Genomic DNA, 25,331 nt, shown 5'->3' with positions numbered 1-25,331 from the left:
AACGTCCCGCGTTGCCCTTGTAGTGTGCGCTGCTTATAACCCATCCGCGGCGGCTATGGACTGACCGGGATCAAGCCCCGCCGTCGCACGCCTGTAAGAATATGGCGCGAGGATGTCGCCTGAACCGACCGTCCCGAGCAGACATGCACATCCTGATGATCTCCGACGTGTACTTCCCCCGCATCAACGGGGTCAGCACGTCGATCGAAACCTTCCGCCAGGCCCTCTCCGACGCGGGCGTGCGCACCACGCTGGTGGCCCCCGACTATCCCGGCATGAGCCCCGACAGCGACGACGACATCATCCGCCTGCCCTCGCGCTTCCTGCCCATGGACCCGGAGGACCGCCTGATGCGCCGGCGCGAGATCGACCGCCTGCTGCCGCGCCTGCGCCAGTCGGGGGTGGATCTGGTCCATGTGCAGACACCGTTCGCCGCCCACTACGGCGGCCTCGCCCTCGCCCGCGCGCTGGGCGTACCCTGCGTGGCGAGCTACCACACCTACTTCGAGGAATACCTCTTCCACTATCTGCCGGTGCTGCCGCGGCGCTGGATGCGCGCCGCCGCGCGCCGCTTCTCGCGCACCCAGTGCAATGCCCTCGATGCGGTGATCGTGCCATCCACGGCGATGGCCGAAACCCTCACCCGCTACGGCGTCGACCGCCCCTTGCAGGTGCTGCCCACCGGTTTGCCCGAACAGCAGTTCAGTGGCGGTGACGGCTGCCACTTCCGCAACCGTTACGAAATCCCCAAGGATCGCCGCCTGCTGCTCTTCGTAGGCCGCGTTGCCCACGAAAAGAACATCGGCTTCCTGCTCGGCGTCGTCGACCGTCTGCGTGCCCGCCACCCCGACGTCCTCCTGCTGATCACCGGCGAAGGACCGGCTACCGCGAGTCTGGCGCGCGAGGTGCAGCAACGCGGACTCAGCGGGCATGTGCGCTTTCTCGGCTATCTCAGCCGCCACGACGAACTGCACGACTGCTACCGCGCCGCCGACCTCTTCGTCTTTGCCTCACGCACCGAAACCCAGGGACTGGTGCTGCTCGAAGCAATGGCGCTGGGAACACCGGTGGTGGCGCTGGCAGAGATGGGCACCCGCGACATCCTCGCGCCGCAGCGGGGCTGCCGCATCGCCCCCGACGACGAGGCCGCCTTTGCCGGCATCGTCGCCGAGCTGCTCGACGACCGCCCCGCGCTGCGGGCACTCGGCGTCGAGGCGACGCGCTACGCGCGCTCCTGGCGGGCCACCGAGATGGCCGCCCGCCTGGCTGACTGCTACCGCCGCTGGGCGCCGCAGCGCGGCGCTACTTGATGCGCTTGAGGTGAGCACCGCTGCGCGGTGCCGCAGGGCGGTCGTCATCGCGCGCAGGCGTGGCAGCGGACTCGCCGTCCGCCGGAGCCGCCGCGGCGGGCGCGGCCTGCGCCTCGCCGGCGTCGACCTCGAAGGCCATGCCCTGCCCATTCTCACGGGCGTAGATGGCCATCACCCGCGCCACCGGGATGAGGATGGCGTGGGCGACACCGCCAAAGCGCGCCTGGAAGGAGATCCACTCGTTGTCGATGCTGAGCTGGTGAGTAGCGTCGGCACTGATGTTGAGGACGATCTGGCCGTCGCGCGCGCTCCCGGGCGGAATGCGCATTTCGGGCCCGACCTGGGCGGCGAGATAGGGCGTGAAGCCCTGATCGACGCACCACTCGTACAGTGCGCGGATCAGGTAGGGCTTGGTGGACACGGTGCTCATGGCGAGAACGCGACGATGCGCGCGCCTCAGCGCCGCATCACCTTCTCGGACGGCGTCAGCGCGTCGATGAAGCCCTGACGGCTGAAGATGCGCTCGGCGTACTTCATCAGCGGCGCGGCAGCCTTCGGCAGTTCGATACCGTAGTGCTCGAGGCGCCACAACAGCGGAGCGATGGCGACGTCGAGCATGGAGAAGTCGTCGCCGAGCATGAACTTCTGCTTGGTGAAGATCGGCGCCAGCTGGACGAGCTGGTCACGGACGTGGGCGCGGTTCTTGTCGACACCCTTCTGGGCCTTCTCCAGTGCATCGATATGGGCAAACAGCTCGAGCTCGAAGGTATGCAGCAACTGGCGCGCGCGGGCCCGCAGGATGGGGTCGGGCGGCATCAGCTGCGGATGCGGAAAGCGCTCGTCGATGTATTCGTTGATGATGTTGGCCTCGTACAGGATGAGGTCGCGATCGACCAGCACCGGCACGCGGTTGTAGGGGTTGATGACGGCGATGTCTTCAGGCTTGTTGTAGAGATCGACATCGATCACTTCGAAATCCATGCCCTTCTCGAAGAGCACGATCCGGCAACGGTGACTGAACGGATCGGTGGTGCCGGAATACAGGTTCATCATGATGCGGAAACTCCGGAGTACAAAAGCAAAGCGCACCACGCGGTACTCGCGTGGTGCGTCAGGCTGGCGTGAGCCGGACTAGGCCTGGCGGCCGTTCATCCAGACGCTCAATGAATATCCCGCCAGTAGTTCTTCTTCAGCGCATAGGTGAGCACGAAGAAAGCGGCCAGGAAGAGCAGCACGAACATGCCGATGGTCTTGCGCTTCTCGGCTACCGGCTCGCCCATCCACACCAGGAAGGAGACCAGATCGGCAACGGCCTGGTCGTATTCGGCAGCGCTCATGGTACCGGGCTTGGCGAGACTGAGGCTGACCGACTTGCTGCCATCGGCGTTCTCGCTGACGGTAGCGACCTGGTCACCCTGCAGTTCCCACAGCACGTGCGGCATGCCGACGTTCTCGAAAACGACGTTGTTCCAGCCGGTCGGGCGCGACTCGTCGCGGTAGAACTGGCGCAGGTAGGTGTACAGCCAGTCGGCACCGCTGCCGTAGGCAGAGTTGCGCTGGCGGGCGATCAGGGTCAGGTCGGGCACCGCGGTACCGAACCAAACCTTGGCATCGCCCGGACGCATTGCCACCTTCATCTGGTCGCCGACGCGTTCGCCGGTGAACATCAGGTTGTCACGGATGAGTTCATCTGAGAGGCCGATGTTCTGCAGCATGTTGTAGCGCATGAAGCTGGCGCTGTGACAGTTCAGACAGTAATTCACGAACAGCTTGGCGCCATGCTGCAGGGCAGCCGGATCCTTGCTTACCGGAGCGCGGTCGAGGTGCAGCACCGCCCCGGCGGCAAGCGCCAGGGAGGGGGCGAACAGCAGCACCGCGGCGGCGCGCTTGATCAGATTGATTACACGCATCTTCATTTGGAGGTCACCCTTTCCGGTTCGGGTTTGCACTTGTCGATCTTGCTGTACCACGGCATCAGGAGGAAGAAGGCGAAGTACAGCACCGAGCAGATCTGCGCGATGGGCGCGCCCGGGATGACATCGAAGAAGGCGTACTCGGGCGGCTTGACGCCGAGGTAGCCGAGGATCACGAAGGAGATCACGAAGATCACCAGCGCGCTCTTGAAGATCGGCCCCTTGTAGCGGATCGACTTCACCGGACTGCGGTCGAGCCACGGCAGGAAGGCGATGATGACCACCGATGCACCCATGGCGACGACACCCCAGAACTTCGCGTCCAGACCGAAGAGCGGGAAGGTGACCGCGCGCAGGATCGAGTAATACGGGGTGAAATACCACACCGGCGCGATGTGCGGCGGCGTCTTCAGCGGGTCGGCAGGGATGAAGTTGTTGTACTCGAGGAAGTAGCCACCACCCTCGGGCGCGAAGAACACCACCACGCTGAAGAAGAACAGGAAGACCACCACACCGACGATGTCCTTCACCGTGTAGTAGGGGTGGAAGGGGATGCCGTCGAGCGGGATGCCGTTGGCGTCCTTCTTCTTCTTGATCTCCACACCGTCCGGGTTGTTGGAACCCACTTCGTGCAGGGCGATGATGTGCGCGGCGACGAGGCCGATCAGCACCAGCGGCACGGCGATGACGTGGAAGGCGAAGAAGCGGTTCAGGGTGGCGTCGGAGATCACGTAGTCACCGCGGATGACCAGCGAGAGGTCTTCACCGATGAGGGGAATCGCCGAGAACAGGTTGATGATCACCTGCGCCCCCCAGTAGGACATCTGCCCCCAGGGCAGCAGATAGCCCATGAAGGCTTCGGCCATCAGCGCCAGGAAGATCAGGGTGCCGAAGATCCAGATCAGTTCGCGCGGCTTGCGGTAGGAACCGTAGAGCAGACCACGGAACATGTGCAGATACACGACCACGAAGAAGGCCGAGGCACCGGTGGAGTGCAGGTAGCGGATCAGCCAGCCACCGGGCACCTCGCGCATGATGTACTCGACACTGGCGAAGGCCACCGGGATGCCGGAGGCGTTGAGGGTACCGTCCGGCTTGTAGTGCATCACCAGGAAGATGCCGGTGACGATCTGGATCACCAGCACCAGCAGGGCCAGCGAGCCGAAGAAGTACCAGAAGTTGAAGTTCTTGGGCGCGTAGTACTCGGACAGGTGCGCCTTCCAGGTGGACGTGAGCGGGAAGCGCTCGTCGATCCAGTTCAGCAAAGCCTGAGATTTGGTCGTCATCGCTTAGGCCTTTCCGTCTTCACCGATGAGGAGGGTCGTGTCCGCGAGGTACTGGTGCGGCGGCACGTCGAGGTTGGTCGGCGCGGGCATGCTGCTATACACGCGACCGGCCAGATCGAACAGGGAACCGTGGCAGGGGCACAGGAAGCCACCCGCCCAGTCGGCACCCAGACCGCTTTCGGCGCCCGGCTTGAGACGCTCCGAGGGCGAACAGCCGAGGTGGGTGCAGATGCCGACCGTGACCAGATATTCCGGCTTGATCGAGCGGTGCTTGTTCTTGGCGTAGTCGGGCTGGATGGACTTGTCGGACAGGGGGTCGGAGACCACCGCGTCGGTCTTGTCCAGCGAGGCCAGCATCTCATCGGTGCGACGCAGGATCCACACCGGCTTGCCGCGCCACTCCACGGTCATCATCTCGCCCGGGGCGAGCTTGCCGATATCGGCTTCCACCGGCGCACCAGCCGCCTTGGCACGTTCCGACGGCGTCAGACTGGCGACGAACGGCACCGCCGTCGCCACTGCGGCAACACCGCCGACCGCTGACGTAGCCAGCAGCAGGTTGCGGCGCCCGCAGTCCATCTTTTGATCAACGCTCATGACTTCTTCCCTGAAAGGAATCCAAAGAACCGAATTCAAAAAAACCTGTGAAGTATAGCGAAAACACTGCAGCAGAAAAAGCTCATATGGCCGATTCCCGCACGAATCAAGGCCTTGCGCGGCAAATCCGCGCACCGCAAGGGGTTTTGCGGTGCGCCGCTGGCGCAACGCAGCACGACAGCGCCCTACAAGGTGCGACGTTCCACCAGCGCCTGGGCAATGGTGCCGGTGTCAGTGTGCTCGAGCTCCCCGCCGACCGGCACCCCGCGCGACAGCCGGCTCACCTGCAGGCCGCGGGCGCCGAGCAGTTCGGCAATGGTGTGGGCGGTGGCCTCGCCCTCATTGGTGAAGTTGGTGGCAAGGATGACCTCACGCACGAGGCCGTCGCCGGCACGGGCGATGAGCTTGTCGAGGCGCAGTTCGCGCGGACCGATGCCGTCGAGCGGCGACAGCCGCCCCATCAGCACGTAGTACAGCCCGCGGTAGGCATGGGTCTGCTCCATCATCGCCAGGTCGGCGGGCATCTCCACCACGCACAACTGGGTGGCATCGCGTTGCGGATCTGCACAGCGCACGCAGACATCGGTTTCGGCAAAGTTGTTGCAGCGCTCGCAGTGGCGCAGCACCTCCAGCGCCTGCCCCATTGCACGCGCCAGCCGCCCGGCACCACGCTGGTCACGCTGCAGCAGGTGATAGGCCATGCGCTGGGCGGATTTCGGCCCCACGCCGGGGAGGCAGCGCAGAGCGTCGATGAGTTCGTCGAGAGCGGAAGGGGACATGGGGGAGGAGGCGGGAGCGGGCGGTTCAGCAGCGACTTCTCCTCCCCCTTGACGGGGGAGGAGAAGTCGGCGCCCCTTCGGGGCGGCCGTCAGAACGGCAGCTTCATGCCCGGCGGCAGGTTCAGCCCGGCGGTAAAGCCGGCCATCTTCTCCTGGGTCGTGCTTTCGACCTTGCGCACCGCATCGTTGAGGGCGGCGGCAACGAGGTCTTCGAGCATTTCCTTGTCGTCCATCACCGAGTCGTCGATGCTGACGCGGCGCACGTCATGCTTGCAGGTCATGACGACCTTGACCATGCCGGCACCGGACTGACCTTCGACCTCCACGCTGGCCAGCTGGTCCTGCATCTTCTTCATGTTTTCCTGCATTTGCTGGGCCTGTTTCATCAGCCCGGCGATACCGCCTTTCATCATGGTGAACGACTCCAAGTAAGGACAACAGTGAAGGAAAGGCTGCGCCTCACAGCGGGCGCACCGAAGATTCGATCAGGGTGGCGTCGAAGCGCTCGATCACTTCGCGCACGAAGGGGTCGGCCTCCAGCGCCGCAACGGCGATCGCGTGGCGCGCCTGACGCTCCGCCTCGTCACGCTGCGCCGGCGTGGCGTCGGCGATCTCGCCGACATCGATGCGCAGCCGCAGGGCACGACCGAAGTGCGTGGCAAGGGTGTCCTGCAGGCGCTCGACGGCGCTGGCGTTCATGTCCTGAAGGTGGCGGTGGGCAGCCGACAGGCGCAGACGCAGGACGCCGCCCTCCTCGCCCAGCCATTCGCAGTGCTGGGCGAGCTCGCGCACCATGCCGCCAAGGCGCAGTGCGCGCAGCAGGGCGTGCCAGTCATCATTGGAGACCGGCATCTGCACCGGCGCAACAGGCTGCGCCACAGCCGCCGGCGCTGGCGCTGCCGGGCTGCCCTGCAGGGCCTCCGCCGGCAACTCGGCCCACGGCGGGATGGCTGCGGCATCGAGATCCTCGTGTACGCTCGCGGCCGCCGCCGGCGGTGGCGCCACTGCTTGCGGAGGCGCCACCGCGACAGATCCGGCTGGCGGTGCAGGCGGCGCGGCGGGGGGCGGCGCAGGCGTCTGGGCCGGCAGCGCGCGCGCACGCCCGGCCCCGCCACCGGTGCCGGCGGGGCCATCGAGGGGCGCCGGCATGTGCGGGCGGAAGGCGTGCAGACGCAGCAGGGTCATCGAGAAGCCGGTTTGCTCGTCGGGCGCCAGGCTGAGCTCATCGCGCCCATGGACGAGTATCTGGTAGGCCAGCTGCAGGTACTCGGCGTCGAAACCATCGGCATAGGCCTGCAGGCGCGCGCGCTCGCCGGCATCGGCGAGGGCGGCCGGCGCCATCTGCAGCAGGGCGATGCGGTGCACCAGCGCCGCCAGTGCCTGCAGCGCGGCATCGAAGGACAGGCTGCGCAGGGCCATGGCGTCGACCAGAGTCATCAGGGCATCGACGTCACCGGCAAGCAGGGCATCAAAGACGGCGTAGAGATGGTCGTCACCGACCGTCCCGAGCATGCCGGTGACCTGCGCCTCCTCGACCCTGCCGGCACCATGGGCGATGGCCTGGTCGAGCAGCGACAGCGCGTCGCGCATCGACCCCCCGGCAGCCTTGGCGAGGTGGCGCAGGGCGGTGGGCTCGAAGGGCACCTGCTCGGCTTCGAGAATGCGGCCGAGGTGGTCGACGATGTGCGCCGCCGGCATCTGCTTGAGATTGAACTGCAGGCAGCGCGACAGCACCGTGACCGGGATCTTCTGCGGATCAGTGGTGGCGAGGATGAACTTGACGTGCTCGGGCGGCTCTTCGAGCGTCTTCAGCATGGCGTTGAAGGCATGCCCGGTGAGCATGTGCACTTCGTCGATCATGTAGACCTTGTAGCGCCCCTGGGTGGGCGCATACACCGCCTTGTCGAGCAGCGCCGCCATGTCGTCCACGCCGCGGTTGGAGGCGGCATCCATCTCGACGTAGTCGGGAAAGCGGTCGGCATCGATGGCCTGGCAGGCGGCGCACTGCCCGCAGGGCTCGGCGGTGACCCCGGTCTCGCAGTTGAGCGCCTTGGCAAGGATACGGCTGATGGTGGTCTTGCCCACCCCGCGGGTGCCGGTGAACAGCCAGGCGTGATGCAGGCGCCCGGTCGCCAGCGCATGGGAAAGCGCCCGGACGACATGCTCCTGGCCGACCAGCGTACCGAAGGACTTCGGCCGCCACTTGCGCGCGAGAACCTGATAGCTCATGGCGGGGGATTCTATCAGAGGGCGGCCGGCGGGCAGGATGCGATCACACCGCAGCCACCACCGGCATCGCCAGAGGCAATCGTGACGATCTCATCAATTAATTGGAACGATTATCGTTTACATTCTATTCTGCACATGTCGGATAACTGAGAGAGCCCCATGGACAACAGCCCAAGCACCCCGGACACGTGGCTCAGCGCCCTCTGCGCCATCTTCGCGGACTACGCCTGCAACGCTTTCTGATCACGACACTTTGCGCAACATACTTACTAACTATTAAAACGGTTTGTTTGTTTTATTGGAACTATCAAAAGACATCCCCCATAGTTCATCTGACAGCTTTCTCCCTTCTTCTGCGCCTCAGGATACCTCCATGGCCCCACGCATTGCCCGCCTGCATTTCCAGCCCGCCAGCGCGCTCGGCCTGACGCGCACCGCCGCGGGCTGGACGATTGCCCTCGCCGGCCTGGTGCTGCTCGCCCTGCAAGCCGCCGACGCCCTGCCGCAGATCGACGACAGCCTGCGCGCTGCAGCCAGCGGCGGCGCCATGGCGGCACTGGCCACCGCACTGGGCGCCCTGCCGGTGCTGGTCACCCGGCGCATCGGCGCCGGCGTGCAGGGGATGTTGCTGGGTTTCGGTGCCGGCGTAATGCTCGCCGCCAGCGTCTTCTCGCTGCTCCTCCCCGGTTTCGAGGCCGCCGCCGCACAGGGCGCCAGCCCCAGCGGGGCGGCATTCACCGTGGCCACGGCCTTGCTGGCCGGTGCGCTCGCCCTGCTCGCCCTCGACCGCGGCCTGCCGCACAGCCATGCCCCCGGGGGCCAACGCTCGGCCAGGGCCGTGTGGCTGTTCGTCTTCGCCATCGCCGTGCACAACATTCCGGAAGGCCTCGCCATCGGCGTCGCCGCCGGGGAGACGAGCGGCAACGCCGTGGCCACCGGCATCTCCCTGCAGAACGTGCCGGAAGGCCTGATCGTCGCCATTGCACTGGTTGCTGCCGGCTACAACCGCGCGCTGGCCTTCGTGGTCGCCGCGCTCTCGGGGCTGGTGGAACCCGTTGCCGCGCTGGCCGGCTCGCTGATGGTCGCCCAGTCCGCCGCCCTGCTGCCCTGGGGCCTGGGTGCCGCTGCCGGAGCGATGCTCTTCGTGGTCAGCCACGAGATCATCCCGGAGTCGCATCGCCGCGGCCACGAGACCCTCGCTACCGGCGGATTGATCGCCGGCTTCGTCGGCATGATGCTGATGGACACGCTGCTTGCGTGAACGGCGCGGACGAAAAAAACGCCGGATGCGCCACACAGGCGCATCCGGCGTTTTCATGTCCGGGGTGGCGAGCCTGACCCCCGGCACTTGCAGGGAACGGCTGTGGCTGCTGCCTTCCGGCCCTGACCAGGTTCACCGCGCTGCAATGCGGGGAGACCCGCCACGGGCGGCATTGTAGCAGCGGACAGCACTCTGCGCACCGGCCTATACTTATTGTTTTTTTCATTCCCGTCCACGGAGCCCGGATGAACGCCAGCGCCCAGCACCAGCTCAACGCCCGTTACGGCAGCGATGCCCTGCCCGCCCCCGCCGCGTGGTCACCGCTCATCGAGCAGCTGCTCGACCACCGCTCGGCGCGCCGCTTCCTCGACAGCCCGGTCGACGACGCCCGGCTTGCCGCCATCGTCGCCGCGGCACAATCGGCCGCCACCTCCTCCAACCTGCAGGCGTGGAGCGTGATTGCCGTGCGCAATGGCGACACCCGCGCCGCGCTGGCCGATTGCGCCGGCGGCCAGACCCACGTGCGCGACGCCCCGCTGGTACTGATGTGGCTGGCCGACCTGGCCCGCCTTGCCCACGTCGCCGATGGCGCCGGGCGCCCCCATGGCGCCCTCGACTACCTGGAGATGTTCCTCATCGGAGTCATCGACGCCGCGCTGGCAGCGCAGAACGCCCTCGCCGCGGCGGAATCCCTCGGCCTCGCCGGCTGCTACATCGGCGGCATGCGCAACCAGCCCGAGCGCGTCGCCGAGCTGCTCGGCCTGCCGCCGCGGGTGTTCGCGGTGTTCGGCATGACCCTCGGCCATCCCGACCCCAGCGAAGGCACCGCGGTGAAGCCGCGCCTGCCGCAGCAGGTGGTGCTGCACCATGAACGCTACCGTCCGCTTGCAGAGCAGGAAGAAGGCATCGCCACCTACAACGACGCCATGGCCAGCTTCTATGCCAGCCAGCGGATGAACGTTAACGGCACCTGGGCAGTCCATTCCGCCAAGCGCATCGCCGACGGCAGCGCGCTCACCGGCCGCGACCGCCTCGGTGCCGCCCTGCACGCGCTGGGCTTCGCGCTCAGGTAAGCAGACCGAACGACAGAAAGAGGACGAACGCCGATGCGCACCCGCGACACCACGCTGACCACCGACCAGAAAGCCCTGCAGATCAACCTCGACAAGTTCAAGTACGGCTCCATCGTCGAGATCGGCGCCGGCCAGGAGGTGGCCCGGCGCTTCTTCCACGTCGGCGCCGCCGCCGGCACCATCGCCAAGACCATGTCGGCCTACGACATGGCGGTCAGCGACTCGATCTATGGCCACGCCGACCGCTACGTCAGCCGCACCCGCCTGCTGCAGATGCTCGACAAGGAATACAACCAGGTGGTCGAGCGCCTGTCCGAGGTGCGCTCGAAGAACACCACCTTCTTCGCCTACGCCGCCACCGTCACCGCGCGCAGCTTCCGCCAGCAGAACGAGTGCCATGGCTGGATCGGCGTGCGCCTGCAGCTGCATCCCGGCGCTGCCCCCAGCGACGTCATCATGCACGTGCGCATGCTCGACGCCACCAACGCCCAGCAGTCCGAGGCCCTCGGCATCCTCGGGGTAAACCTCATCCACGGCGCCTTCTTCCACCACGACCAGCCCGAATGGGTGGTCGAAGGTCTTGCCGACGGCCTCGGATCGGACCGCATCGAGGTGGACCTGATCCACTTCTCCGGCCCCTACTTCGAGGAAGTCGAAAACCGCCTCATGAACCTCCACCTGATCCGCAGCTGGCTGACCCGCGCGGTGGTGTTCAACCCCCAGGGCGAGGTGGTGGTGCCCGGCGACCTCTTCTACCGCAAGCCGGTGCTGGTGATGCGCGGCAGCTTCAAGCCGGTGACCTGCGTGAACATCGACATGATGCGCACCGCCCGCCAGCAGTTCTGCCAGCAGGAACACGTCGAGGAGGCCTCCTTGCTGGCGCTCGCCGAGATCACCATGAATTCGCTGATCAGCGGCGACAACGTGGACGGCGCCGACTTCCTCGCCCGCATCGACCTGCTGGCCTCGCAGGGCTACATGGTGATGATCTCCGACTACGTGCGCTACTTCCGCCTGCGCGCCTACCTGCGCCGCTACACCCAGAAGCCCATCGGCATCGTGCTGTCGGTGCGGGACTTCAACAACCTCTTCGACGAGAAGTACTACGAAGGCCTCGAAGGCGGCATTCTCGAAGCCTTCGGCAAGCTTTTCCCCGACAACACCCACGTCTACGTGTATCCCGCGCGGGCCAATGGCGGCGACGAACTGACCACCCTGCACAACGTCCAGGTGCCCGCCAACCTGCGCCACCTGCTCGCCCACCTGATCGGCAACGGCAAGCTCTTCGCCATCGAACCGCAGGACCACAGCCACCTGCACATCGACGCCACCGGCGTGCTCGCCGCCCTGCGCCGCGGCCCCGGCGCCTGGGAACAGGAGGTGCCCACCGCGGTCGCCGAGATGATCGCCCAGCGCCGCCTGCTGGGTTACGACAGCGAGTAGGCGGCCTGGCGGATCACGACAGGAAGCGCTGCACCGCCTCCAGGTGCTCGGGCTCGTTGTGGCACATGCCCTGGAAGGCCGCGCAGAGGTCGAGGAAGTCCTTCAGCTCCATGCGCTGGGCGGACTTCATCAGGCGCTTGGTGAGGCGCACCGCCTTGGGCGGCTGGGCGGCGAAGCGCGCGGCGAGTTCGTGGGCGCGCGCCAGCAGCTGCTCCGGCGCCACCACCTCCAGCACGATGCCGATTTCCTTCGCTTCCGCCGCATCGACGATACGCCCGGAGAGCGTCAGTTCGAAGGCGCGCTGATAGCCGATCAGGCGCTGCATGAACCAGGCGCCGCCGTCGCCGGGGATGATGCCCAGGTTCAGGAAGGTCTCGCCGAACTTGGCTTTCTCCGAGGCGATGCGGATGTCGGCCATGTTGGCCAGGTCGAAGCCGGCGCCGATCGCCGGGCCGTTCACCGCGGCGATGATGGGCACCTCGACCTGCTGCAGCGCCAGCGGGATGCGCTGGATGCCGCGGCGGTAGCGGGTGGCCACCTCGGCCACATCGCCGGCGAAGTCGCCGCCGCGCTCGGCCATGTCCTTGACGTTGCCGCCCGAGGAGAAAGCCGAGCCAGCACCGGTCATCACCAGCACCGAGACCTCGTCGCAGCGGTTCACCCACTCGGCCACCGCGACGATGTCGTCGACCAGCGCGGTGCCGGTGAGCGCATTGCGCAGGTCGTGGCGGTTGAAGGTCAGCGTGGCGACGCGGTTTTCCAGCGTCAGCAGCGCATCGGTCAGTTGAGGCAGGTTCATGCAGGGCTCCGGTACGGTCACATGACCGCGCGGTTGATGATGATGCGCGCGTCCACCGCGGCATAGCCGTCAGAGTAGGCGATCACCGGGTTGAGATCGAGCTCGAAGAGCTGCGGATAGGCCGAGACGATGCCTGAGACCTTGAGCAGCAGATCGACCAGCGCACCCTTGTCCACCGCCGCTTCGCCGCGCGCGCCTTCGAGCACCTTGCGCGCCTTGAGCTGGTCGACCATGGAGCGCGCATCCAGCTCGGACAAGGGGATGGCACGGAAAGCGACGTCTTCGAGGATTTCGACGAAGATGCCGCCGAGGCCGAACATCAGCACCGGACCGAAGATCGGGTCGCGGCTGACGCCGACGATGACCTCCACGCCCTTCTTCGCCATCGGCGTCACGAGTACGCCACGGATGTCCGCATCCGCATCGTAGGCGCGACAGCTTTCCATGATCTGTGCCCAGGCGCTGCGCAGCGCGGCCTCGCCGCACAGGTTGAGCTTCACCCCGCCGGCGTCCGACTTGTGCAGGATGTCCTTCGACACCACCTTCATCGCCAGCGCCTGCTCGCCAAAGCGCTGCGCCACCTCGACCAGTTCGTCCGGGGCGCGCACCACCGCCTCCTCTGCCACCTCGATGCCGTGGGTACGCAGCAGGGCCTTGGCCTCGTACTCATAGAGATCGCGGCCCTCGTCGCGCGCCCGGGCGAACATCGCCAGCATGTCGGCGCTGGGCGCCACCGCCGGCGGGAGAACGTCGTCTTCATGGCTCTTCAGGTAGATGCCACGCTCGCCGAGCGCAGCGAGTACACGCACCGCATATTCGATGGAGGTGTACACCGGCACGCCCGCCTCGTGCAGGCGGCGCAATGCCGGCGGCTTGATCGGCGCATAGAGGCTGTACACCACCACCGGCTTCTCGCTGCGGCGGGACAGCTCGATCATCGACTCCGCGCCGCGCATCTCGCCCCCCAGCAGATCCTCGGCGAAGCGGATGGCGTAGCCGCCGAACATGCCGACCAGGAAGACGCTGTCGACGTTCTCGTCCTCGGCGACGATCTCCATGCATTCGGCGAGCAGCGCCGGATTGGCATCGCTGCTGCCAGCCACGTCCACCGGGTTCACCAGCGAGGCCTGCGGGAACAGGATCGCCGCCAGACGTGCCTTGGTCTGCTCACTCAGCTCGGCCAGCTCCAGCCCGGCCTCGGCCAGACGGTCGGAAGCGATGGTGGCCTGGCCGCCGCCGTCGGAGATCACCGCGACGCGCTTGCCCGGCGCCTTCTGCAGCAGGCCCAGGCCTTCGGCCACCGGCAGGATCTCGTTGGAGTGCTGCACCACGCTCACCCCGACCTGGCGCAGCAGGTCCACCGTCATCGCATAGCTGCCGGCGAGCGCGCCGGTGTGCGAGCTGGCCGCCTTGCGGCCCTGTTCGGTGGAGCCGGACTTGTACACCACCACCGGCTTCAGCGCGGAGATCTCGCGCGCCGCCTGCAGGAAGCGCTGGCCGTCGCGGAAACCTTCCACGTACAGCGTGGCCACCCGGGTGTGCTCGTCCTCGCCGAGATAGCGCAGGTAGTCGTTGAAGCCCACGTCGGTCTGGTTGCCCGGCCCGACATAGGTGGAAAAACCCACATGGCCGTTGTGCTCGGCCTCCAGCACCAGCGACAGCAGCATGTTGCCGGACTGCGAGATGAAGCCGATCTCACCCGGCTTCACCTTGGCCAGCGCCAGCAGGTTGACCTTGTGGTGCAGGTTGAACATGCCCGAGGTATTGGGACCGATCACCCGCACCCCGCCCTCACGTGCGGCATCCAGCACCTGCTGTTCCAGCTTGGCACCTTCCGGCCCGGTTTCCTTGAAACCGCTGGCCAGCACCACCACGCCCTTCACCCCCTTGCGCCCCAGCTCGGCGATGATGCCGGGCACGGTGGCCGCCGGGGTACAGATCAGCGCCAGGTCCACCGGCCCGGGCAGGGCCTCGATGGAGGGCAGGGTCTTCACCCCGAGGATCCTGTCGGCCTTCGGGTTGATCGGATGGATCGCCCCGCGGTAACCGTCCTTGATCAGCCCCACCATGGCCTTGTAGCCGCGCTTGGTGGGGTCGGCCGAGGCGCCGACGATGGCGATGGAAGACGGCGCGAGGATGTCGTGCAGCGGGCTCTTGTGCGGCACGACCGGCATGACGTGGTTCATCTCATTCCCCCCTGAAGACCGGTGCACGCTTCTCGGCGAAGGCATCCACGCCTTCCTGCCAGTCACGCGTGGTGCCGACGAACATCATCCCCTCCAGCTCGGCGGTGAGCGCCGCATCCAGGGTGCGTTCGGCGGCCATGTTGAGCTGCTCCTTGGCCAGCTGCATGGAGAACGGCGCCTTGCCCGCCACCTTCAGGGCAAAGGCGCGCGCCGCGTCGAGGAAGCCTTCGTCCGCCAGCACGCGGTTGGCGAGGCCGATGCGCACCGCCTCCTCGCCCTTGATGCGCTCGCCGAGGAAGACCAACTCGCGCGCCTTGGCCAGCCCTACCAGGCGCGGCAGCAGCCAGGTCACCCCGCCGCCGAGGAAGTTGCCGATGCTGATCTCCGGCAGGCCGATCTGCGCGCTCTCGGCCATCAGGATGAAGTCCGAGGCCATCGCCATCTCCGCCCCGGCACCCAGCGCATAGCCATTCACCGCGGCGATCACCGGCTTCTTCAACTGCAGCAGGCGCTTGCACACCAGCTGCTCGCCGAGCAGGTACTGGCGGCGGTCGAAGGCCGTGCGGCCGGTCTTGTGTTCCTTGAGGTCTGCGCCCACGCAGAAGGCGCGCCCCTCGCCGGTCAGCAGCACCACGCGGGCGTCCTGGTCGGCCTCGGCGAGCGAGAGGGCCTGATTGAGTTCGTCGTACAGGGTGGCGGTGACCGCATTGAGGCGCTGCGGACGGTTGAGGCGGATCTCGGCGATCTGCTCGTGCAGCGAGTAGAGGATGGTTTCGAACTGCATGCTGCCTCCGTGCGCAGTGGAAATGGCGCCCCGCGGGACGCGCGAGAAGCCGCGGCCGCGGGACACCCTGAAGGCAGTCTACCGGCGATGGATGAATGACGAAACCATGAGCTTGACGTGGTTAATGATCAGGAGGCCCTCAGGTCCTCGCCTGATTGGCAACCAGCCAGTAGGTGACACCGAGGGCGATGACCACCAGACCGATGCCGAACAGATACTCCGCCTCGATGGCGCCGAGATCGAGGACGATGACCTTGCGCGCGATCGCCATCAGCGCGGTGGCCACCACGAGCTTTACGTGGATGACGTCGTCGCGCAGATAGAGGGCGATGTTGGCGAAGATCTCGATGGCGATCAGCACCGCCAGAAACGCCGCGAACACGACGAAGATGTCGTTGAGTTCGAGCAGGAACAGCGGCGGCGTGGACAGCTTCTCGTACAGCACCAGCACCACATCGGCAATGCACCACAGGATCACCAGCACCATCATCCCCGCCAGCACGCGGATGCCGTGGCGGATGATGCGGTTCATCCCGGCAAGGATGGGGTCGCGGTGCTCCGGATCGAGATGACTCTCGTGCGCATCGCCGGATTGCGGCGGAAGATCTGCAGTGCCTGTCGTCCTGCTCATGGTCATGCCCTCCGCACTCGGTGGAAACTGCAAGCCGCGGCTGCATGCTGCGGCAGCCAGACTATTTACCCGGCAATCAAATACCGTTCGGGCTGAGCCTTTCGGCTGCGCTCAGGACAGGCCTGTCGAAGCCCGTTCGAAGGCACTGCCATCAAGTGCCCTTCGACAGGTTCAGGGCGAACGGTAGTGACTATTTCATTGCCGGGTTAACAGGAAAGCGCCCTCGGCCGCAGCCCGTCGGCCCTTTCGCGCAGGCGCACCGGCCACTGCCCGGCCCGCCCCCACTTGCGCTGCGCCCTCAGCAGCAGGCGTTCCTCGCCCTCGCTGATGTGACCGTCGGCGGCCACCAGACGCAGCAGCACGCCGAGCAGCTCATGCTGGTCGTCACCGGCTTCGTCGATGAGCGCGTCGATGAACTCCGCGGGGAAGTCCCCGCGCACCCCATCGAACCACGCCACGCTCTGCGCCATGTCTTCACAGAACGCCTGCATGACCTCCTCGAAGAGCTCGGCATCGACGCCGAAGCGCGCCGCTTCGCCGCGCCTGAGCACGAAGTCGATCTCCGCGCGGTCAGGCGCACCGTCGGCCAGCATGGCCATGGCGATGACACGGGCCGCAGCGCGGGCGGGGTCGTTGGCATAGGAACGCATGGTCACACCTCCTGGACTGTGTTGTGGGAGCCTGTACTGCCTTGGGCGCCGCGAAGGCGCTTGCGTTTCATCGAACGGATCGTTTTTAATTCGCAAATAGATCGATTTTTTCGACTTAATGGCCATGTCACGGACGCTCAACTACAAGCACCTGCGCTACTTCTGGATGGTTGCACGTTGCGGCAGCATCGCCCGTGCAAGCGAGCGGCTGCACCTCACCCCGCACGCGGTGAGCGGACAACTGACACAGTTCGAACACAGTCTCGGCGTTGCGCTGTTCCAGCGCCAGGGGCGCCAGCGCGCCCTCACCGAAGCGGGGCGCAGCCTGCTTGACTACGCCGACCGCATCTTCGCGCTTGGCGACGAAGCGCTCGCCGCCCTCGACGACGCCGGGCTGCATTTGCGCCCGCGCATCACCATCGGCATCGCCGACTCCCTGCCCAAGAGCATTGCCGCCGGCCTGCTGCGCACCATGCTGCGGATGGACCCGCCGGTGCGCCTGACCTGCACCGAAGGCCGCCTGCCACAGCTGGTCGGCGAACTGGGCATGCACCGCGTTGCCGCAGTGCTGGCCGACCGCCCGCTGCCGCCCGGGATCAGCGTGCGCGCATACAGCCACCTGCTCGGCCGCAGCCCGCTGACGGTGTTCGCCGCCCCCGCCCTGCTCGAACGGCAGCCGCGGGCCTTCCCCGCGCTGCTCGACGGCGCCCCCTTCCTGATGCCCGGCGAGGACGTCGCTTTCCGCCCGGCGCTGCAGCAGTGGCTGTCAACGCGGGGGATCGAACCACAGGTCGTCGCAGAGTTCGACGACCTCGCTCTGTTGAAGGCCTTTGGCAGTTCCGGGGCGGGATTCTTCGTGGCCCCGACGAAGATTGCCGCTGACATCGAGCGGCAGTATGGCGTATGCCGCGTCGGCGAGCTGGAGACAGTCCTGGCAGAGGTCTACCTGCTCACTACAGAACGCCTGTTGAAACACCCTGCCATGCAGGAGATTCGACGCACCGCCACAATGCTGCTCAAGGCCGACGGCGCAGCATGAACAAGGCGGGATCGTCGCCCAAACCGGCGCTCAGGGCAACGGCGCCCCGGTCAGCTGGTGCAGGCGAGCAACCGCGTCGGCATCAAGCCGCAAACCGGCGGCCAATCTGCGCATGTAATCACGCTCCGCCGCGGTATCGAGGTCAATGGCCAACAGCGAAGCGCCATAGACTTGCGCCGCAACTGCAGCATTCGGCACATCCCTGATCAAGCCCGGCAGATCAAGCGGGCGGTGCAGTTCATCCACCAGGTACTGACGCTCCTCGGCGCTGACACCATCGCCACTGATCTTGCCGACTATGCGCTCGATCTCCTCTTCGTCAACGACGCCGTCCGCCTTCGCCGCACAAAGCATGGCACGCAGCACCAGCCGCTCTGTATCGGGCGCGGTCAATTCGGCAATCGCCGCCCGAGCCTCCGGTTCTCCACCCGCAAAACCGGCGAGTGCGCCGCCCTGAGCAGTCCAGTTCTTAAAGGCCGCCATTGCCAGCGCGGCCAGCACGGCCATCCCTCCCGAGCCCGACTGCCCCCCGCTAGCGGGCGCGCGTGCGCCGCCAAGCATGGCACCGATAAGATCGGCAGCGCCACCGCTGCCCCTTCCACCGCCCAGGGCCGCACCCAGCAGGCCGCCCAGGCCGCCGGACGCACCGGCTGGAGAGCTGCCACCGGCACCGCCGAGAACGCTGCCGAGCAAGTCACCCAGGCCCTGCGCCCCGAGGCTGTGCTGCAAGCGATCACCGCCCTTGGCGCTCATGCCCTGTTGCAGGATCTGCCCAATCAGATTGCCAAAGCTCATGGTGTGACTCCGCCGCAGAAAGGAAAAGCCGAGTGTAATCCCCTCTCACCTCACCAGCTTGGGAAGCCAGGGCCAGCAGGCGTAAACTTCTGTGACCGCCCCAAATTCAGGAAGCCTCAGATTTCGCGCTGGCGGCGAGCCTCGAACAGGCAGATGCCGCTGGCCACCGAGACGTTGAGGCTCTCGACGCTGCCGTACATCGGGATCTTCGCCAGTTCGTCGCAGGTGTCGCGGGTGAGGCGGCGCAGGCCGTCGCCTTCGGCACCGAGCACCCAGGCCACCGGGCCTTTCTGGTCGATCTGGTGGAGGGTCTTCTCCGCCTCGCCGGCAGCACCGACCACCCAGATGCCGGCTTCCTGCATCTCGCGCAGCGCGCGCGCCAGGTTGGTGACGGTGATGTAGGGAACGGTATCGGCGGCGCCGCTGGCCACCTTCACCGCAGTGGCGTTGAGGCCGACCGCGCGGTCCTTCGGTGCGACCACCGCATGCGCACCGGCGGCATCGGCGACGCGCAGGCAGGCGCCGAGATTGTGCGGGTCCTGCACGCCGTCGAGCACCAGGATCAGGGCGTTCTCGTCCAGGCTGTCGAGCACGTCGGCGAGCTTGAGTTCGCGCCGACGCGCATCCACGCGGGCCACCACGCCCTGGTGGCGGCGCGTGCCGACCATGCCGTCGAGACGGTCGGAGTCGACCTGGATGACGCGCACCTGGGCGGCCTCGGCCAGCTTCAGCGCTTCACGCGCCCGCACGTCCTGGCGCTGGGCCGAGGCGTAGAGTTCGAAGATGGCCTCGGGGTCGCGCCGCAGGCGCGCCATGACGGCGTGGAAGCCGTAGATCAGCTTGCTGTCCGCACGCCCTTCGCTTGCGGGTGCCGGTGCAGAGGCGCTGTCAGCGCGCGCTGCGCGCGGCGCACGGGAGGGGGGTTTAGCCACGTTTTCTGCCTTTCCTTGCGGTCGCAGCGCCGGGCGCCTTGGCGGACTTTGCCGCCTTGCCCCGGCCTGCGGCCTTGGTTGTCGTCTTGCTGCCGGCCTTGCGCTGGGTGCCGGTGGCAGCCTTTGCAGCGCCGGCCGGCGCCTTCTTCTTGCGCGGCGCAGGCGCTGCCTTGGCCTGAACCTCGGCCTGTGCCACGCTGCGTACGCCACGGCCACGCGCAGCGCGGTCGCTGCCCTGCTCCGCCGCCGGCGCGCGTGCGGCCCTGGCGGCGCGGTCGCTGGCGGTCTTGCCGCTGCGTTCGGTGACCCGCTCGGGGCCTTCGACGAGGCGGAAGTCGATCTTGTTGGTTTCCATATCGACCCTCACCACCTGTACGCGCACGCGGTCGGAGAGGCGGTAACGCGCGTTGCTGCGCTCGCCCACCAGCTCGTGGCGCGCTTCGTCGAAGTGGAAGTAGTCGCTGCCGAGGTCGGAGATGTGCACCAGACCTTCGATGAAGATATCGTCCAGGGCAACGAAGAGGCCGAAGGGTACCACCGAGGAGACGCAGCCGGAGAATTCCTCGCCGACCTTGTCCTGCATGAAGTAGCACTTCAACCAGGAGACGACGTCGCGCGTGGCGTCGTCGGCGCGCCGCTCGGTGGTCGAGCACTGGCTGCCAATGGCGTCCCAGTCGCCCGGGCGGTACTGCTCGCCTGCCAGCACCGCCTTGATCGCGCGATGCACCAGCAGGTCGGGGTAGCGCCGGATGGGCGAGGTGAAGTGGGTGTAGGACTCGTAGGCGAGGCCGAAGTGACCGACGTTGTCCGGGCTGTACACCGCCTGGCGCAGCGAGCGCAGCATCACCGTCTGCAGCAGCTGCACATCGGGACGGCCCTTGAGCTTGTCGAGCAGGCGGGCGTAGTCGCTGGCGTGCGGATCGTCGCCACCGGGCAGGTCGAAGCCGAACTCGGCGAGGAAGCTGCGCAGCTTCTCCAGCTTCTCCGGCGTGGGGCCTTCATGCACACGATAGAGCGCGGGGTGCTTGCGCTGCTGAAGGAAGTCCGAGGCGCACACGTTGGCCGCCAGCATGCATTCCTCGATCAGGCGGTGGGCGTCGTTGCGCACCTCGGGGACGATCTGCGCGATCTTGCCGTTGTCGTCGAAGATCATCCGCGTCTCGGTGGTCTCGAAGTCGATCGCACCGCGCTTGGCGCGCGCTTTCAGCAGCACGCGGAAGAGCTTGTCGAGGTTCTCCAGGTGGGGCAGCAGCGCACCGAGCTCGGCGCGCATGCCCTCGTCGCCCTCGTAGAGCGCGGCGGCGACCTTGTTGTAGGTCAGCCGCGCATGCGAGTACATCACCGCCGGATAGAAGCGGTAGGCCTTGATGGCGCCGGTCATGGAGATGCTCATGTCGGCCACCATGCACAGACGCTCGACCTCGGGGTTCAGCGAACACAGCCCGTTGGAGAGCTTCTCCGGCAGCATGGGGATCACCCGGCGCGGGAAATACACCGAGTTGCCGCGCTCCAGCGCATCGCGGTCGAGCGCGCCGCCGGCCTCGACATAGTGCGAGACGTCGGCAATCGCGACGATGAGGCGGAAGCCGCGGCCCTGGCGCTCGCAATACACCGCGTCGTCGAAGTCCTTGGCGGTCTCGCCGTCGATGGTGACCAGCGGCAGGTGGGTGATGTCCTCGCGCCCGAGCTTGTCCTTCTTGCGCACCTTGAGTGGCAGCTTGCGGGTTTCGCCCTTCGCTTCCGGGGAGAACTCGAAGGGCAGATCGTGCTTGCGCAGCGCGATCTCGATCTCCATCCCCGGGTCGGCGTAGTTGCCCAGCACCTCGACAACCTTGCCGATCGGCTGGGCGAACTTGGTGGGCTGCTCGATCAGTTCGACCGTCACCACCTGGCCGGGCTGCGGCCTCTTGCCACCCGGGGCGATCAGGATGTCCTGCGCCAGACGGCGGTTTTCCGGCACCACGATGGTCACGCCGTGCTCGTTGATGACGCGCCCGACGATGCGGCTGTTGGCGCGCTCCAGCACCTCGACGAGCTTGCCCTCGGGGCGCCCGCGGCGGTCCTGCCCGGCGATGCGCACGATGGCACGGTCGCCGTGCAGCAGTTCGCGCATCTCCTTGGGGCCGAGGAAGATGTCCGCCCCGCCGTCGTCGCGCACCAGGAAGCCGAAGCCATCCGGATGGCCCTGGACCTTGCCGCGGATCAGGTCGACCTTGTCGGGCAGCAGATAGGCGCCACGCCGGTTGCGCATTACCTGGCCGTCGCGCTCCATGGCACGCAGGCGGCGGTGGAAGAACTCGAACTCGTGGGGCTGGATGTCGAGCGCTGCAGCGAGCGCATCGAGCTCCAGCGGCACGCCCTGCTCGGCGAGGGTCTGCTCGACGTACTCGCGGCTGGGCAGCGGCTGCTCGTAGCTGGCCGATTCGCGTTCGAAAAAGGGATCTGCGCGGCGTACCGCGGAAATTCGGGGGCCTTTCCTGGCCGGTGTTTTTTTGGCTTTCATAGTCATTGACTTTCTTCTTTACGTCCTTATAATGCGCGACTCTTGCCCAGATGGCGGAATTGGTAGACGCACTAGTTTCAGGTACTAGCGCTGCGAGGCGTGGAGGTTCGAGTCCTCTTCTGGGCACCAGTTGCAGGGAAAGGCCGGTCGAAAGACCGGCCTTTTTCGTTCACGCCGCCCTTCCGGACGGCAACGCGCTCAGGCGCGGCGGCGCACGCGGGGTTTGACAAGCACTCCAACGCGGCTATAATTCCACTCCCTGCCCAGATGGCGGAATTGGTAGACGCACTAGTTTCAGGTACTAGCGCCGCGAGGCGTGGAGGTTCGAGTCCTCTTCTGGGCACCAGTTTCAAGCAAAGGCCGACCTTGTGTCGGCCTTTTGCTTTTCCACCGTCTGCTTCCTGCGCAGCGCGCGCGCCACCGGCCCGCAGGCCGGCAGCGGAATACCCGGATTCAGGCGCCAAACGGATGGCGCCGCAGGATGGTCTCGTCACGCTCGGGACCGGTGGAGATCACGTCGATGGGGATCTCGCAGATTTCCTCGATGCGGTGCAGGTAGGCACGCGCCTCCTGCGGCAGCGCATCCCAGCTCTGCGCACCATAGGTGGTGCCGCTCCAGCCCGCCATGGTTTCGTAGATCGGCTCGCAGCGCTCCACTTCCTCGGACCCCATGGGCAGCAGGTCGATGCGCTGGCCGTCGAGCATGTAGCCGGTACACAGCTTCAGCTCGGTCAGACCGTCGAGCACGTCGAGCTTGGTGATGCACAGCCCGGTAACGCCGTTGATGATGATCGAGCGCTTCAGCGCGGCCAGATCCAGCCAGCCGCAGCGCCGCTTGCGCCCGGTGACGGTGCCGAACTCGCGCCCCTTGGTGGACATCTGCTCGCCGGGCACGCCCTTGGTCTCGATGTCCAGTTCGGTGGGGAACGGCCCGCCGCCGACGCGCGTGCAGTAGGCCTTGGTGATGCCCAGCACATAGTGCAGGCGGCCGGGGCCGACGCCCGAGCCGGCCGCAGCCTGACCGGCCACGCAGTTGCTGGAGGTGACGAAGGGATAGGTGCCGTGGTCGATGTCGAGCAGGGTGCCCTGTGCGCCCTCGAAGAGCAGCGAACCACCGGACTTGTTGATCGCGTAGAGTTCGGCGGAGACGTCGGCCACCATCGGACGCAGCGCGTCGGCATCGGCCATGGCCTGGGCGAAGACCTTGTCGAAGTCGACCGGTGCGGCGCCCAGATGCTGGGTGAGGACGAAGTTGTGGTAGTCGAGGTTGGCTTTCAGCTTCTCGGCGAAACGTTCGCGGTCGAAGAGGTCGTACACCCGCAGCGCGCGGCGCGCCACCTTGTCCTCGTAGGTCGGGCCGATGCCCTTGCCGGTGGTGCCGATCTTGTTGCCGGCCGCGCGCGCGGCTTCGCGGGCGTGGTCGAGCGCGACGTGGTAACCGAGGATCAGCGGACAGCCCGGGCTGATGCGCAGGCGGTTGCGCACCTGGATGCCGCCGGCTTCGAGCTTGCTGATCTCTTCGAGCAGGTGCTGGGCGTCGAGCACCACACCGTTGCCGATGTAGCAGGCCACACCCTCGCGGACGATGCCCGAGGGCACCAGGTTGAGCTTGTATTCGTTTTGGCCGATCACCAGCGTATGGCCGGCATTGTGCCCGCCCTGGAAGCGCACCACGCCCTTGGCGTGATCGGTGAGCCAGTCGACGATCTTGCCCTTGCCCTCGTCACCCCACTGGGTACCCACGACAACTACGTTCTTAGCCATCTTTCCTCACTCTCCCTGCAGCGCCTCGACCGCCCAGCAGCCGTCGCGCCTGATCAGTTGCCGGTCGCAGCCGGCTTCTCTCCATGTTCCCTCATGCCCCGGCAGCGCGCTGACGACGATCTCGCCCGCTGCGCGCAGCCTGGCCACCTCGCCGGCCAACTCGCCGTCGCCCTGCAGCGGCGCCAGGATGGCACCGGCTGCGGGCGCATCGGGCAGGCGCAGGGCCAGTTCGCGCAGATCGAGGCTGAAACCGGTGGCCGGGCGGCCACGTCCGAAAGCCTGACCGACACGGTCGTAACGGCCACCAAGCGCCAGTGCCGCCGGCGAGGCGCTGCCGTAGGCGGCGAACACCACACCGCTATGGTAGTGGTAACCGCGCAGATCGCCGAGATCGAAGCTCACCGGCAGATCGCCGAGGGCGGCGGCCAGTGCGCGCAGATCGGCGAGCGCCGCGCCCACCTCGGGCAGCTGCGGCAGCCGCCGCGCGGCCTCGTCGAGTACCGTGGCGTCGCCGTACAACTCGGTCAGCGCGAGCAGCGCGGCGCGCACGTCCTCGGGCACATCGGCGACGAACTCGCGCAAGGATGGCACATCCTTGGCCTGCAGCAGATCGAACAGCGCTTCCTCGCGCTCCGGCACCATCCCCGCACGGGCGGCAAGGGCATGGAAGAGGCCGACGTGGCCGATGTCGATGCGGCTCGCCGGCACCTGAGCCAGACGCAGCACCTCGGCAAGCAGGCGGATGACCTCGATGTCGGCCTCCAGGCCGGCATGGCCGTAGAGTTCGGCACCAAGCTGGAGCGGCTCGCGGGTCGCGGTGAGGGTCGACGGCAGGGTGTGCAGCACGCTGCCGCAGTAGCACAGCCGCGCCACACCGCTGCGGTTGAGCAGGTGGGCGTCAATGCGGGCAACCTGCGGGGTGGTGTCGGCGCGCACCCCCATGCTGCGACCGCTGAGCTGGTCGACCAGGGTGAAGGTGCGCAGCTTGAGGTCCTGCCCCGCGCCGGTGGTCAGTGAGTCGAGAAACTCCAGCAGCGGCGGCGCGACGAGCTGATAGCCGTGCGCGCGGAAGGCGTCGAGCAGGGTGCGGCGCAGGCTTTCGAGCTTTTCGGCCTCGGCAGGCAGCGCATCCTGGATGTGATCGGGAAGTACCCAGCGCATGGGAAGTTTCAGATGAAGAGGATCAGCAGCACCAGGCCCAGCAGCATCGACGACAGTCCGATGAAGCGGAGCTGACCGTCGTTGAGGCGGGCGAGGCGCAAAAAAGTCTCGCGCCAGGTGGCCGGCGCGAGGAAGGGCAGGATGCCTTCGAGCACCAGCATCAGTGCGAAGGCCAGCAACAGGGAGGTCAGCATTC

The 25,331-nt window shown here is 66.8% G+C and carries 24 protein-coding genes, 2 tRNA genes and 1 other RNA gene; 7 read left to right on the top strand and 20 right to left on the bottom strand.

Going from position 1 to position 25,331, the window contains the following annotated elements; all coding sequences use genetic code 11:
- Positions 1–143 precede the first annotated feature (143 nt).
- Entirely contained in the window at positions 144–1,310 is a 1,167-nt protein-coding gene (locus C8261_RS13520) for a glycosyltransferase (RefSeq protein WP_107494245.1), read from the top strand.
- On the opposite strand, the gene C8261_RS13515 is transcribed toward C8261_RS13520, so the two are convergent.
- The 8 genes from C8261_RS13515 to dnaX form a co-directional block, all read right to left on the bottom strand.
- Complete coding sequence (locus C8261_RS13515; protein ID WP_107494244.1) at positions 1,303–1,740, bottom strand: ClpXP protease specificity-enhancing factor; 438 nt, start codon at positions 1,738–1,740, stop codon at positions 1,303–1,305. The genes C8261_RS13520 and C8261_RS13515 overlap by 8 nt on opposite strands.
- A gap of 26 nt (positions 1,741–1,766) precedes the next feature.
- Positions 1,767–2,363 (bottom strand): glutathione S-transferase N-terminal domain-containing protein, encoded by a 597-nt coding sequence (locus tag C8261_RS13510; protein ID WP_107494243.1) that lies wholly within the window; start codon positions 2,361–2,363, stop codon positions 1,767–1,769.
- A 107-nt stretch (positions 2,364–2,470) separates the two neighbouring features.
- Positions 2,471–3,226 (bottom strand): cytochrome c1, encoded by a 756-nt coding sequence (locus tag C8261_RS13505; protein ID WP_107494242.1) that lies wholly within the window; start codon positions 3,224–3,226, stop codon positions 2,471–2,473.
- A complete protein-coding gene (locus C8261_RS13500; protein WP_107494241.1) occupies positions 3,223–4,509 on the bottom strand; it encodes a cytochrome b in 1,287 nt (428 codons plus the stop codon). The genes C8261_RS13505 and C8261_RS13500 overlap by 4 nt, the downstream gene beginning before the upstream one ends.
- A gap of 3 nt (positions 4,510–4,512) precedes the next feature.
- Positions 4,513–5,106, bottom strand: coding sequence for a ubiquinol-cytochrome c reductase iron-sulfur subunit (gene petA, locus C8261_RS13495; protein WP_107494240.1), 594 nt, complete (start codon positions 5,104–5,106; stop codon positions 4,513–4,515).
- A gap of 185 nt (positions 5,107–5,291) precedes the next feature.
- Positions 5,292–5,885, bottom strand: coding sequence for a recombination mediator RecR (gene recR, locus C8261_RS13490; protein ID WP_107494239.1), 594 nt, complete (start codon positions 5,883–5,885; stop codon positions 5,292–5,294).
- 89 nt (positions 5,886–5,974) lie between these two features.
- Positions 5,975–6,298, bottom strand: coding sequence for a YbaB/EbfC family nucleoid-associated protein (locus C8261_RS13485; protein ID WP_107494238.1), 324 nt, complete (start codon positions 6,296–6,298; stop codon positions 5,975–5,977).
- A 46-nt stretch (positions 6,299–6,344) separates the two neighbouring features.
- Positions 6,345–8,114, bottom strand: a complete 1,770-nt coding sequence (gene dnaX, locus C8261_RS13480; RefSeq protein ID WP_107494237.1) for a DNA polymerase III subunit gamma/tau — start codon at positions 8,112–8,114, stop codon at positions 6,345–6,347.
- A gap of 373 nt (positions 8,115–8,487) precedes the next feature.
- Here dnaX and C8261_RS13475 point away from each other — a divergent pair, with 373 nt between their 5' ends.
- Positions 8,488–9,375, top strand: coding sequence for a ZIP family metal transporter (locus C8261_RS13475; RefSeq protein ID WP_107494236.1), 888 nt, complete (start codon positions 8,488–8,490; stop codon positions 9,373–9,375).
- Positions 9,376–9,438: 63 nt separating this feature from the next.
- Here C8261_RS13475 and ffs read toward each other — a convergent pair.
- Positions 9,439–9,537, bottom strand: an RNA gene (ffs, locus tag C8261_RS13470) — signal recognition particle sRNA small type.
- A gap of 83 nt (positions 9,538–9,620) precedes the next feature.
- Between ffs and C8261_RS13465 the strand changes: the two genes are divergently transcribed.
- Both C8261_RS13465 and C8261_RS13460 read left to right on the top strand, forming a co-directional pair.
- Complete coding sequence (locus C8261_RS13465) at positions 9,621–10,448, top strand: nitroreductase family protein (protein WP_107494235.1); 828 nt, start codon at positions 9,621–9,623, stop codon at positions 10,446–10,448.
- A 33-nt stretch (positions 10,449–10,481) separates the two neighbouring features.
- Positions 10,482–11,891 (top strand): nicotinate-nucleotide adenylyltransferase, encoded by a 1,410-nt coding sequence (locus C8261_RS13460; RefSeq protein ID WP_107494234.1) that lies wholly within the window; start codon positions 10,482–10,484, stop codon positions 11,889–11,891.
- 13 nt (positions 11,892–11,904) lie between these two features.
- On the opposite strand, the gene C8261_RS13455 is transcribed toward C8261_RS13460, so the two are convergent.
- The 5 genes from C8261_RS13455 to C8261_RS13435 all read right to left on the bottom strand — a co-directional run bounded on the left by C8261_RS13455 (position 11,905) and on the right by C8261_RS13435 (position 16,941).
- The gene (locus C8261_RS13455) at positions 11,905–12,690 is read right to left on the bottom strand and encodes an enoyl-CoA hydratase-related protein (RefSeq protein ID WP_107494233.1); all 786 of its coding nucleotides are present in this window, start codon (positions 12,688–12,690) and stop codon (positions 11,905–11,907) included.
- A 17-nt stretch (positions 12,691–12,707) separates the two neighbouring features.
- Positions 12,708–14,876 carry an acetate--CoA ligase family protein gene (locus C8261_RS13450; RefSeq protein ID WP_107494232.1) on the bottom strand — a complete coding sequence of 723 codons (2,169 nt, stop codon included), beginning with the start codon at positions 14,874–14,876 and terminating at the stop codon, positions 12,708–12,710.
- Position 14,877: 1 nt separating this feature from the next.
- The gene (locus tag C8261_RS13445; RefSeq protein WP_107494231.1) at positions 14,878–15,660 is read right to left on the bottom strand and encodes an enoyl-CoA hydratase/isomerase family protein; all 783 of its coding nucleotides are present in this window, start codon (positions 15,658–15,660) and stop codon (positions 14,878–14,880) included.
- Between the two features lie 139 nt (positions 15,661–15,799).
- Positions 15,800–16,291: a phosphate-starvation-inducible PsiE family protein gene (locus tag C8261_RS13440; protein WP_107494265.1), complete on the bottom strand. Its 492-nt coding sequence runs from the start codon at positions 16,289–16,291 to the stop codon at positions 15,800–15,802.
- Positions 16,292–16,497: 206 nt separating this feature from the next.
- On the bottom strand, positions 16,498–16,941 hold the full coding sequence (locus C8261_RS13435; RefSeq protein WP_181358946.1) for a TerB family tellurite resistance protein: 444 nt from the start codon (positions 16,939–16,941) through the stop codon (positions 16,498–16,500).
- Between the two features lie 124 nt (positions 16,942–17,065).
- On the opposite strand from C8261_RS13435, the gene C8261_RS13430 reads away from it, so the two are divergent.
- Positions 17,066–17,980 (top strand): LysR family transcriptional regulator, encoded by a 915-nt coding sequence (locus C8261_RS13430; protein WP_235864924.1) that lies wholly within the window; start codon positions 17,066–17,068, stop codon positions 17,978–17,980.
- 30 nt (positions 17,981–18,010) lie between these two features.
- Here C8261_RS13430 and C8261_RS13425 read toward each other — a convergent pair whose 3' ends face one another.
- From C8261_RS13425 to rnr, 3 genes are all read right to left on the bottom strand, one after another.
- Complete coding sequence (locus tag C8261_RS13425) at positions 18,011–18,775, bottom strand: tellurite resistance TerB family protein (RefSeq protein ID WP_107494228.1); 765 nt, start codon at positions 18,773–18,775, stop codon at positions 18,011–18,013.
- A 116-nt stretch (positions 18,776–18,891) separates the two neighbouring features.
- On the bottom strand, positions 18,892–19,590 hold the full coding sequence (gene rlmB / locus C8261_RS13420; protein ID WP_107494227.1) for a 23S rRNA (guanosine(2251)-2'-O)-methyltransferase RlmB: 699 nt from the start codon (positions 19,588–19,590) through the stop codon (positions 18,892–18,894).
- A 109-nt stretch (positions 19,591–19,699) separates the two neighbouring features.
- Entirely contained in the window at positions 19,700–22,210 is a 2,511-nt protein-coding gene (gene rnr, locus C8261_RS13415) for a ribonuclease R (protein WP_219905208.1), read from the bottom strand.
- 44 nt (positions 22,211–22,254) lie between these two features.
- On the opposite strand from rnr, the gene C8261_RS13410 reads away from it, so the two are divergent.
- Positions 22,255–22,339: transfer RNA gene (locus tag C8261_RS13410), tRNA-Leu, on the top strand.
- A 132-nt stretch (positions 22,340–22,471) separates the two neighbouring features.
- Positions 22,472–22,556, top strand: a tRNA-Leu gene (locus C8261_RS13405).
- 107 nt (positions 22,557–22,663) lie between these two features.
- Here C8261_RS13405 and C8261_RS13400 read toward each other — a convergent pair.
- From C8261_RS13400 to C8261_RS13390, 3 genes are read right to left on the bottom strand one after another with little or no spacing between them, the layout of a single operon-like run.
- On the bottom strand, positions 22,664–23,974 hold the full coding sequence (locus tag C8261_RS13400) for an adenylosuccinate synthase (RefSeq protein WP_107494225.1): 1,311 nt from the start codon (positions 23,972–23,974) through the stop codon (positions 22,664–22,666).
- A 6-nt stretch (positions 23,975–23,980) separates the two neighbouring features.
- A complete protein-coding gene (locus C8261_RS13395; RefSeq protein WP_107494224.1) occupies positions 23,981–25,135 on the bottom strand; it encodes an ATP phosphoribosyltransferase regulatory subunit in 1,155 nt (384 codons plus the stop codon).
- Positions 25,136–25,143: 8 nt separating this feature from the next.
- Positions 25,144–25,329: a DUF2065 domain-containing protein gene (locus C8261_RS13390; RefSeq protein WP_107494223.1), complete on the bottom strand. Its 186-nt coding sequence runs from the start codon at positions 25,327–25,329 to the stop codon at positions 25,144–25,146.
- Positions 25,330–25,331: the final 2 nt, after the last annotated feature.

Origin of the sequence: Pseudothauera lacus, from assembly GCF_003034845.1 — a bacterium.
GTDB classification, from domain to species: Bacteria; Pseudomonadota; Gammaproteobacteria; order Burkholderiales; family Rhodocyclaceae; genus Pseudothauera; species Pseudothauera lacus.
This window is presented reverse-complemented; position numbering and strand designations above follow the sequence as displayed.

Coding starts and splice junctions, on each gene's coding strand:
- C8261_RS13445 (WP_107494231.1), bottom strand. CDS start 15,660: ATGCAGTTCGAAACCATCCTCTACTCGCTGCACGAGCAGATCGCCGAG.
- C8261_RS13465 (WP_107494235.1), top strand. CDS start 9,621: ATGAACGCCAGCGCCCAGCACCAGCTCAACGCCCGTTACGGCAGCGAT.
- C8261_RS13430 (WP_235864924.1), top strand. CDS start 17,066: ATGTCACGGACGCTCAACTACAAGCACCTGCGCTACTTCTGGATGGTT.
- C8261_RS13450 (WP_107494232.1), bottom strand. CDS start 14,876: ATGAACCACGTCATGCCGGTCGTGCCGCACAAGAGCCCGCTGCACGAC.
- petA (WP_107494240.1), bottom strand. CDS start 5,106: ATGAGCGTTGATCAAAAGATGGACTGCGGGCGCCGCAACCTGCTGCTG.
- C8261_RS13425 (WP_107494228.1), bottom strand. CDS start 18,775: ATGAGCTTTGGCAATCTGATTGGGCAGATCCTGCAACAGGGCATGAGC.
- dnaX (WP_107494237.1), bottom strand. CDS start 8,114: ATGAGCTATCAGGTTCTCGCGCGCAAGTGGCGGCCGAAGTCCTTCGGT.
- C8261_RS13515 (WP_107494244.1), bottom strand. CDS start 1,740: ATGAGCACCGTGTCCACCAAGCCCTACCTGATCCGCGCACTGTACGAG.
- C8261_RS13460 (WP_107494234.1), top strand. CDS start 10,482: ATGCGCACCCGCGACACCACGCTGACCACCGACCAGAAAGCCCTGCAG.
- C8261_RS13505 (WP_107494242.1), bottom strand. CDS start 3,226: ATGAAGATGCGTGTAATCAATCTGATCAAGCGCGCCGCCGCGGTGCTG.
- C8261_RS13500 (WP_107494241.1), bottom strand. CDS start 4,509: ATGACGACCAAATCTCAGGCTTTGCTGAACTGGATCGACGAGCGCTTC.
- C8261_RS13390 (WP_107494223.1), bottom strand. CDS start 25,329: ATGCTGACCTCCCTGTTGCTGGCCTTCGCACTGATGCTGGTGCTCGAA.
- C8261_RS13475 (WP_107494236.1), top strand. CDS start 8,488: ATGGCCCCACGCATTGCCCGCCTGCATTTCCAGCCCGCCAGCGCGCTC.
- C8261_RS13440 (WP_107494265.1), bottom strand. CDS start 16,291: ATGAGCAGGACGACAGGCACTGCAGATCTTCCGCCGCAATCCGGCGAT.
- C8261_RS13395 (WP_107494224.1), bottom strand. CDS start 25,135: ATGCGCTGGGTACTTCCCGATCACATCCAGGATGCGCTGCCTGCCGAG.
- rnr (WP_219905208.1), bottom strand. CDS start 22,210: ATGAAAGCCAAAAAAACACCGGCCAGGAAAGGCCCCCGAATTTCCGCG.
- recR (WP_107494239.1), bottom strand. CDS start 5,885: ATGTCCCCTTCCGCTCTCGACGAACTCATCGACGCTCTGCGCTGCCTC.
- C8261_RS13400 (WP_107494225.1), bottom strand. CDS start 23,974: ATGGCTAAGAACGTAGTTGTCGTGGGTACCCAGTGGGGTGACGAGGGC.
- C8261_RS13455 (WP_107494233.1), bottom strand. CDS start 12,690: ATGAACCTGCCTCAACTGACCGATGCGCTGCTGACGCTGGAAAACCGC.
- C8261_RS13435 (WP_181358946.1), bottom strand. CDS start 16,941: ATGCGTTCCTATGCCAACGACCCCGCCCGCGCTGCGGCCCGTGTCATC.
- C8261_RS13510 (WP_107494243.1), bottom strand. CDS start 2,363: ATGATGAACCTGTATTCCGGCACCACCGATCCGTTCAGTCACCGTTGC.
- C8261_RS13485 (WP_107494238.1), bottom strand. CDS start 6,298: ATGATGAAAGGCGGTATCGCCGGGCTGATGAAACAGGCCCAGCAAATG.
- rlmB (WP_107494227.1), bottom strand. CDS start 19,590: ATGGCGCGCCTGCGGCGCGACCCCGAGGCCATCTTCGAACTCTACGCC.
- C8261_RS13520 (WP_107494245.1), top strand. CDS start 144: ATGCACATCCTGATGATCTCCGACGTGTACTTCCCCCGCATCAACGGG.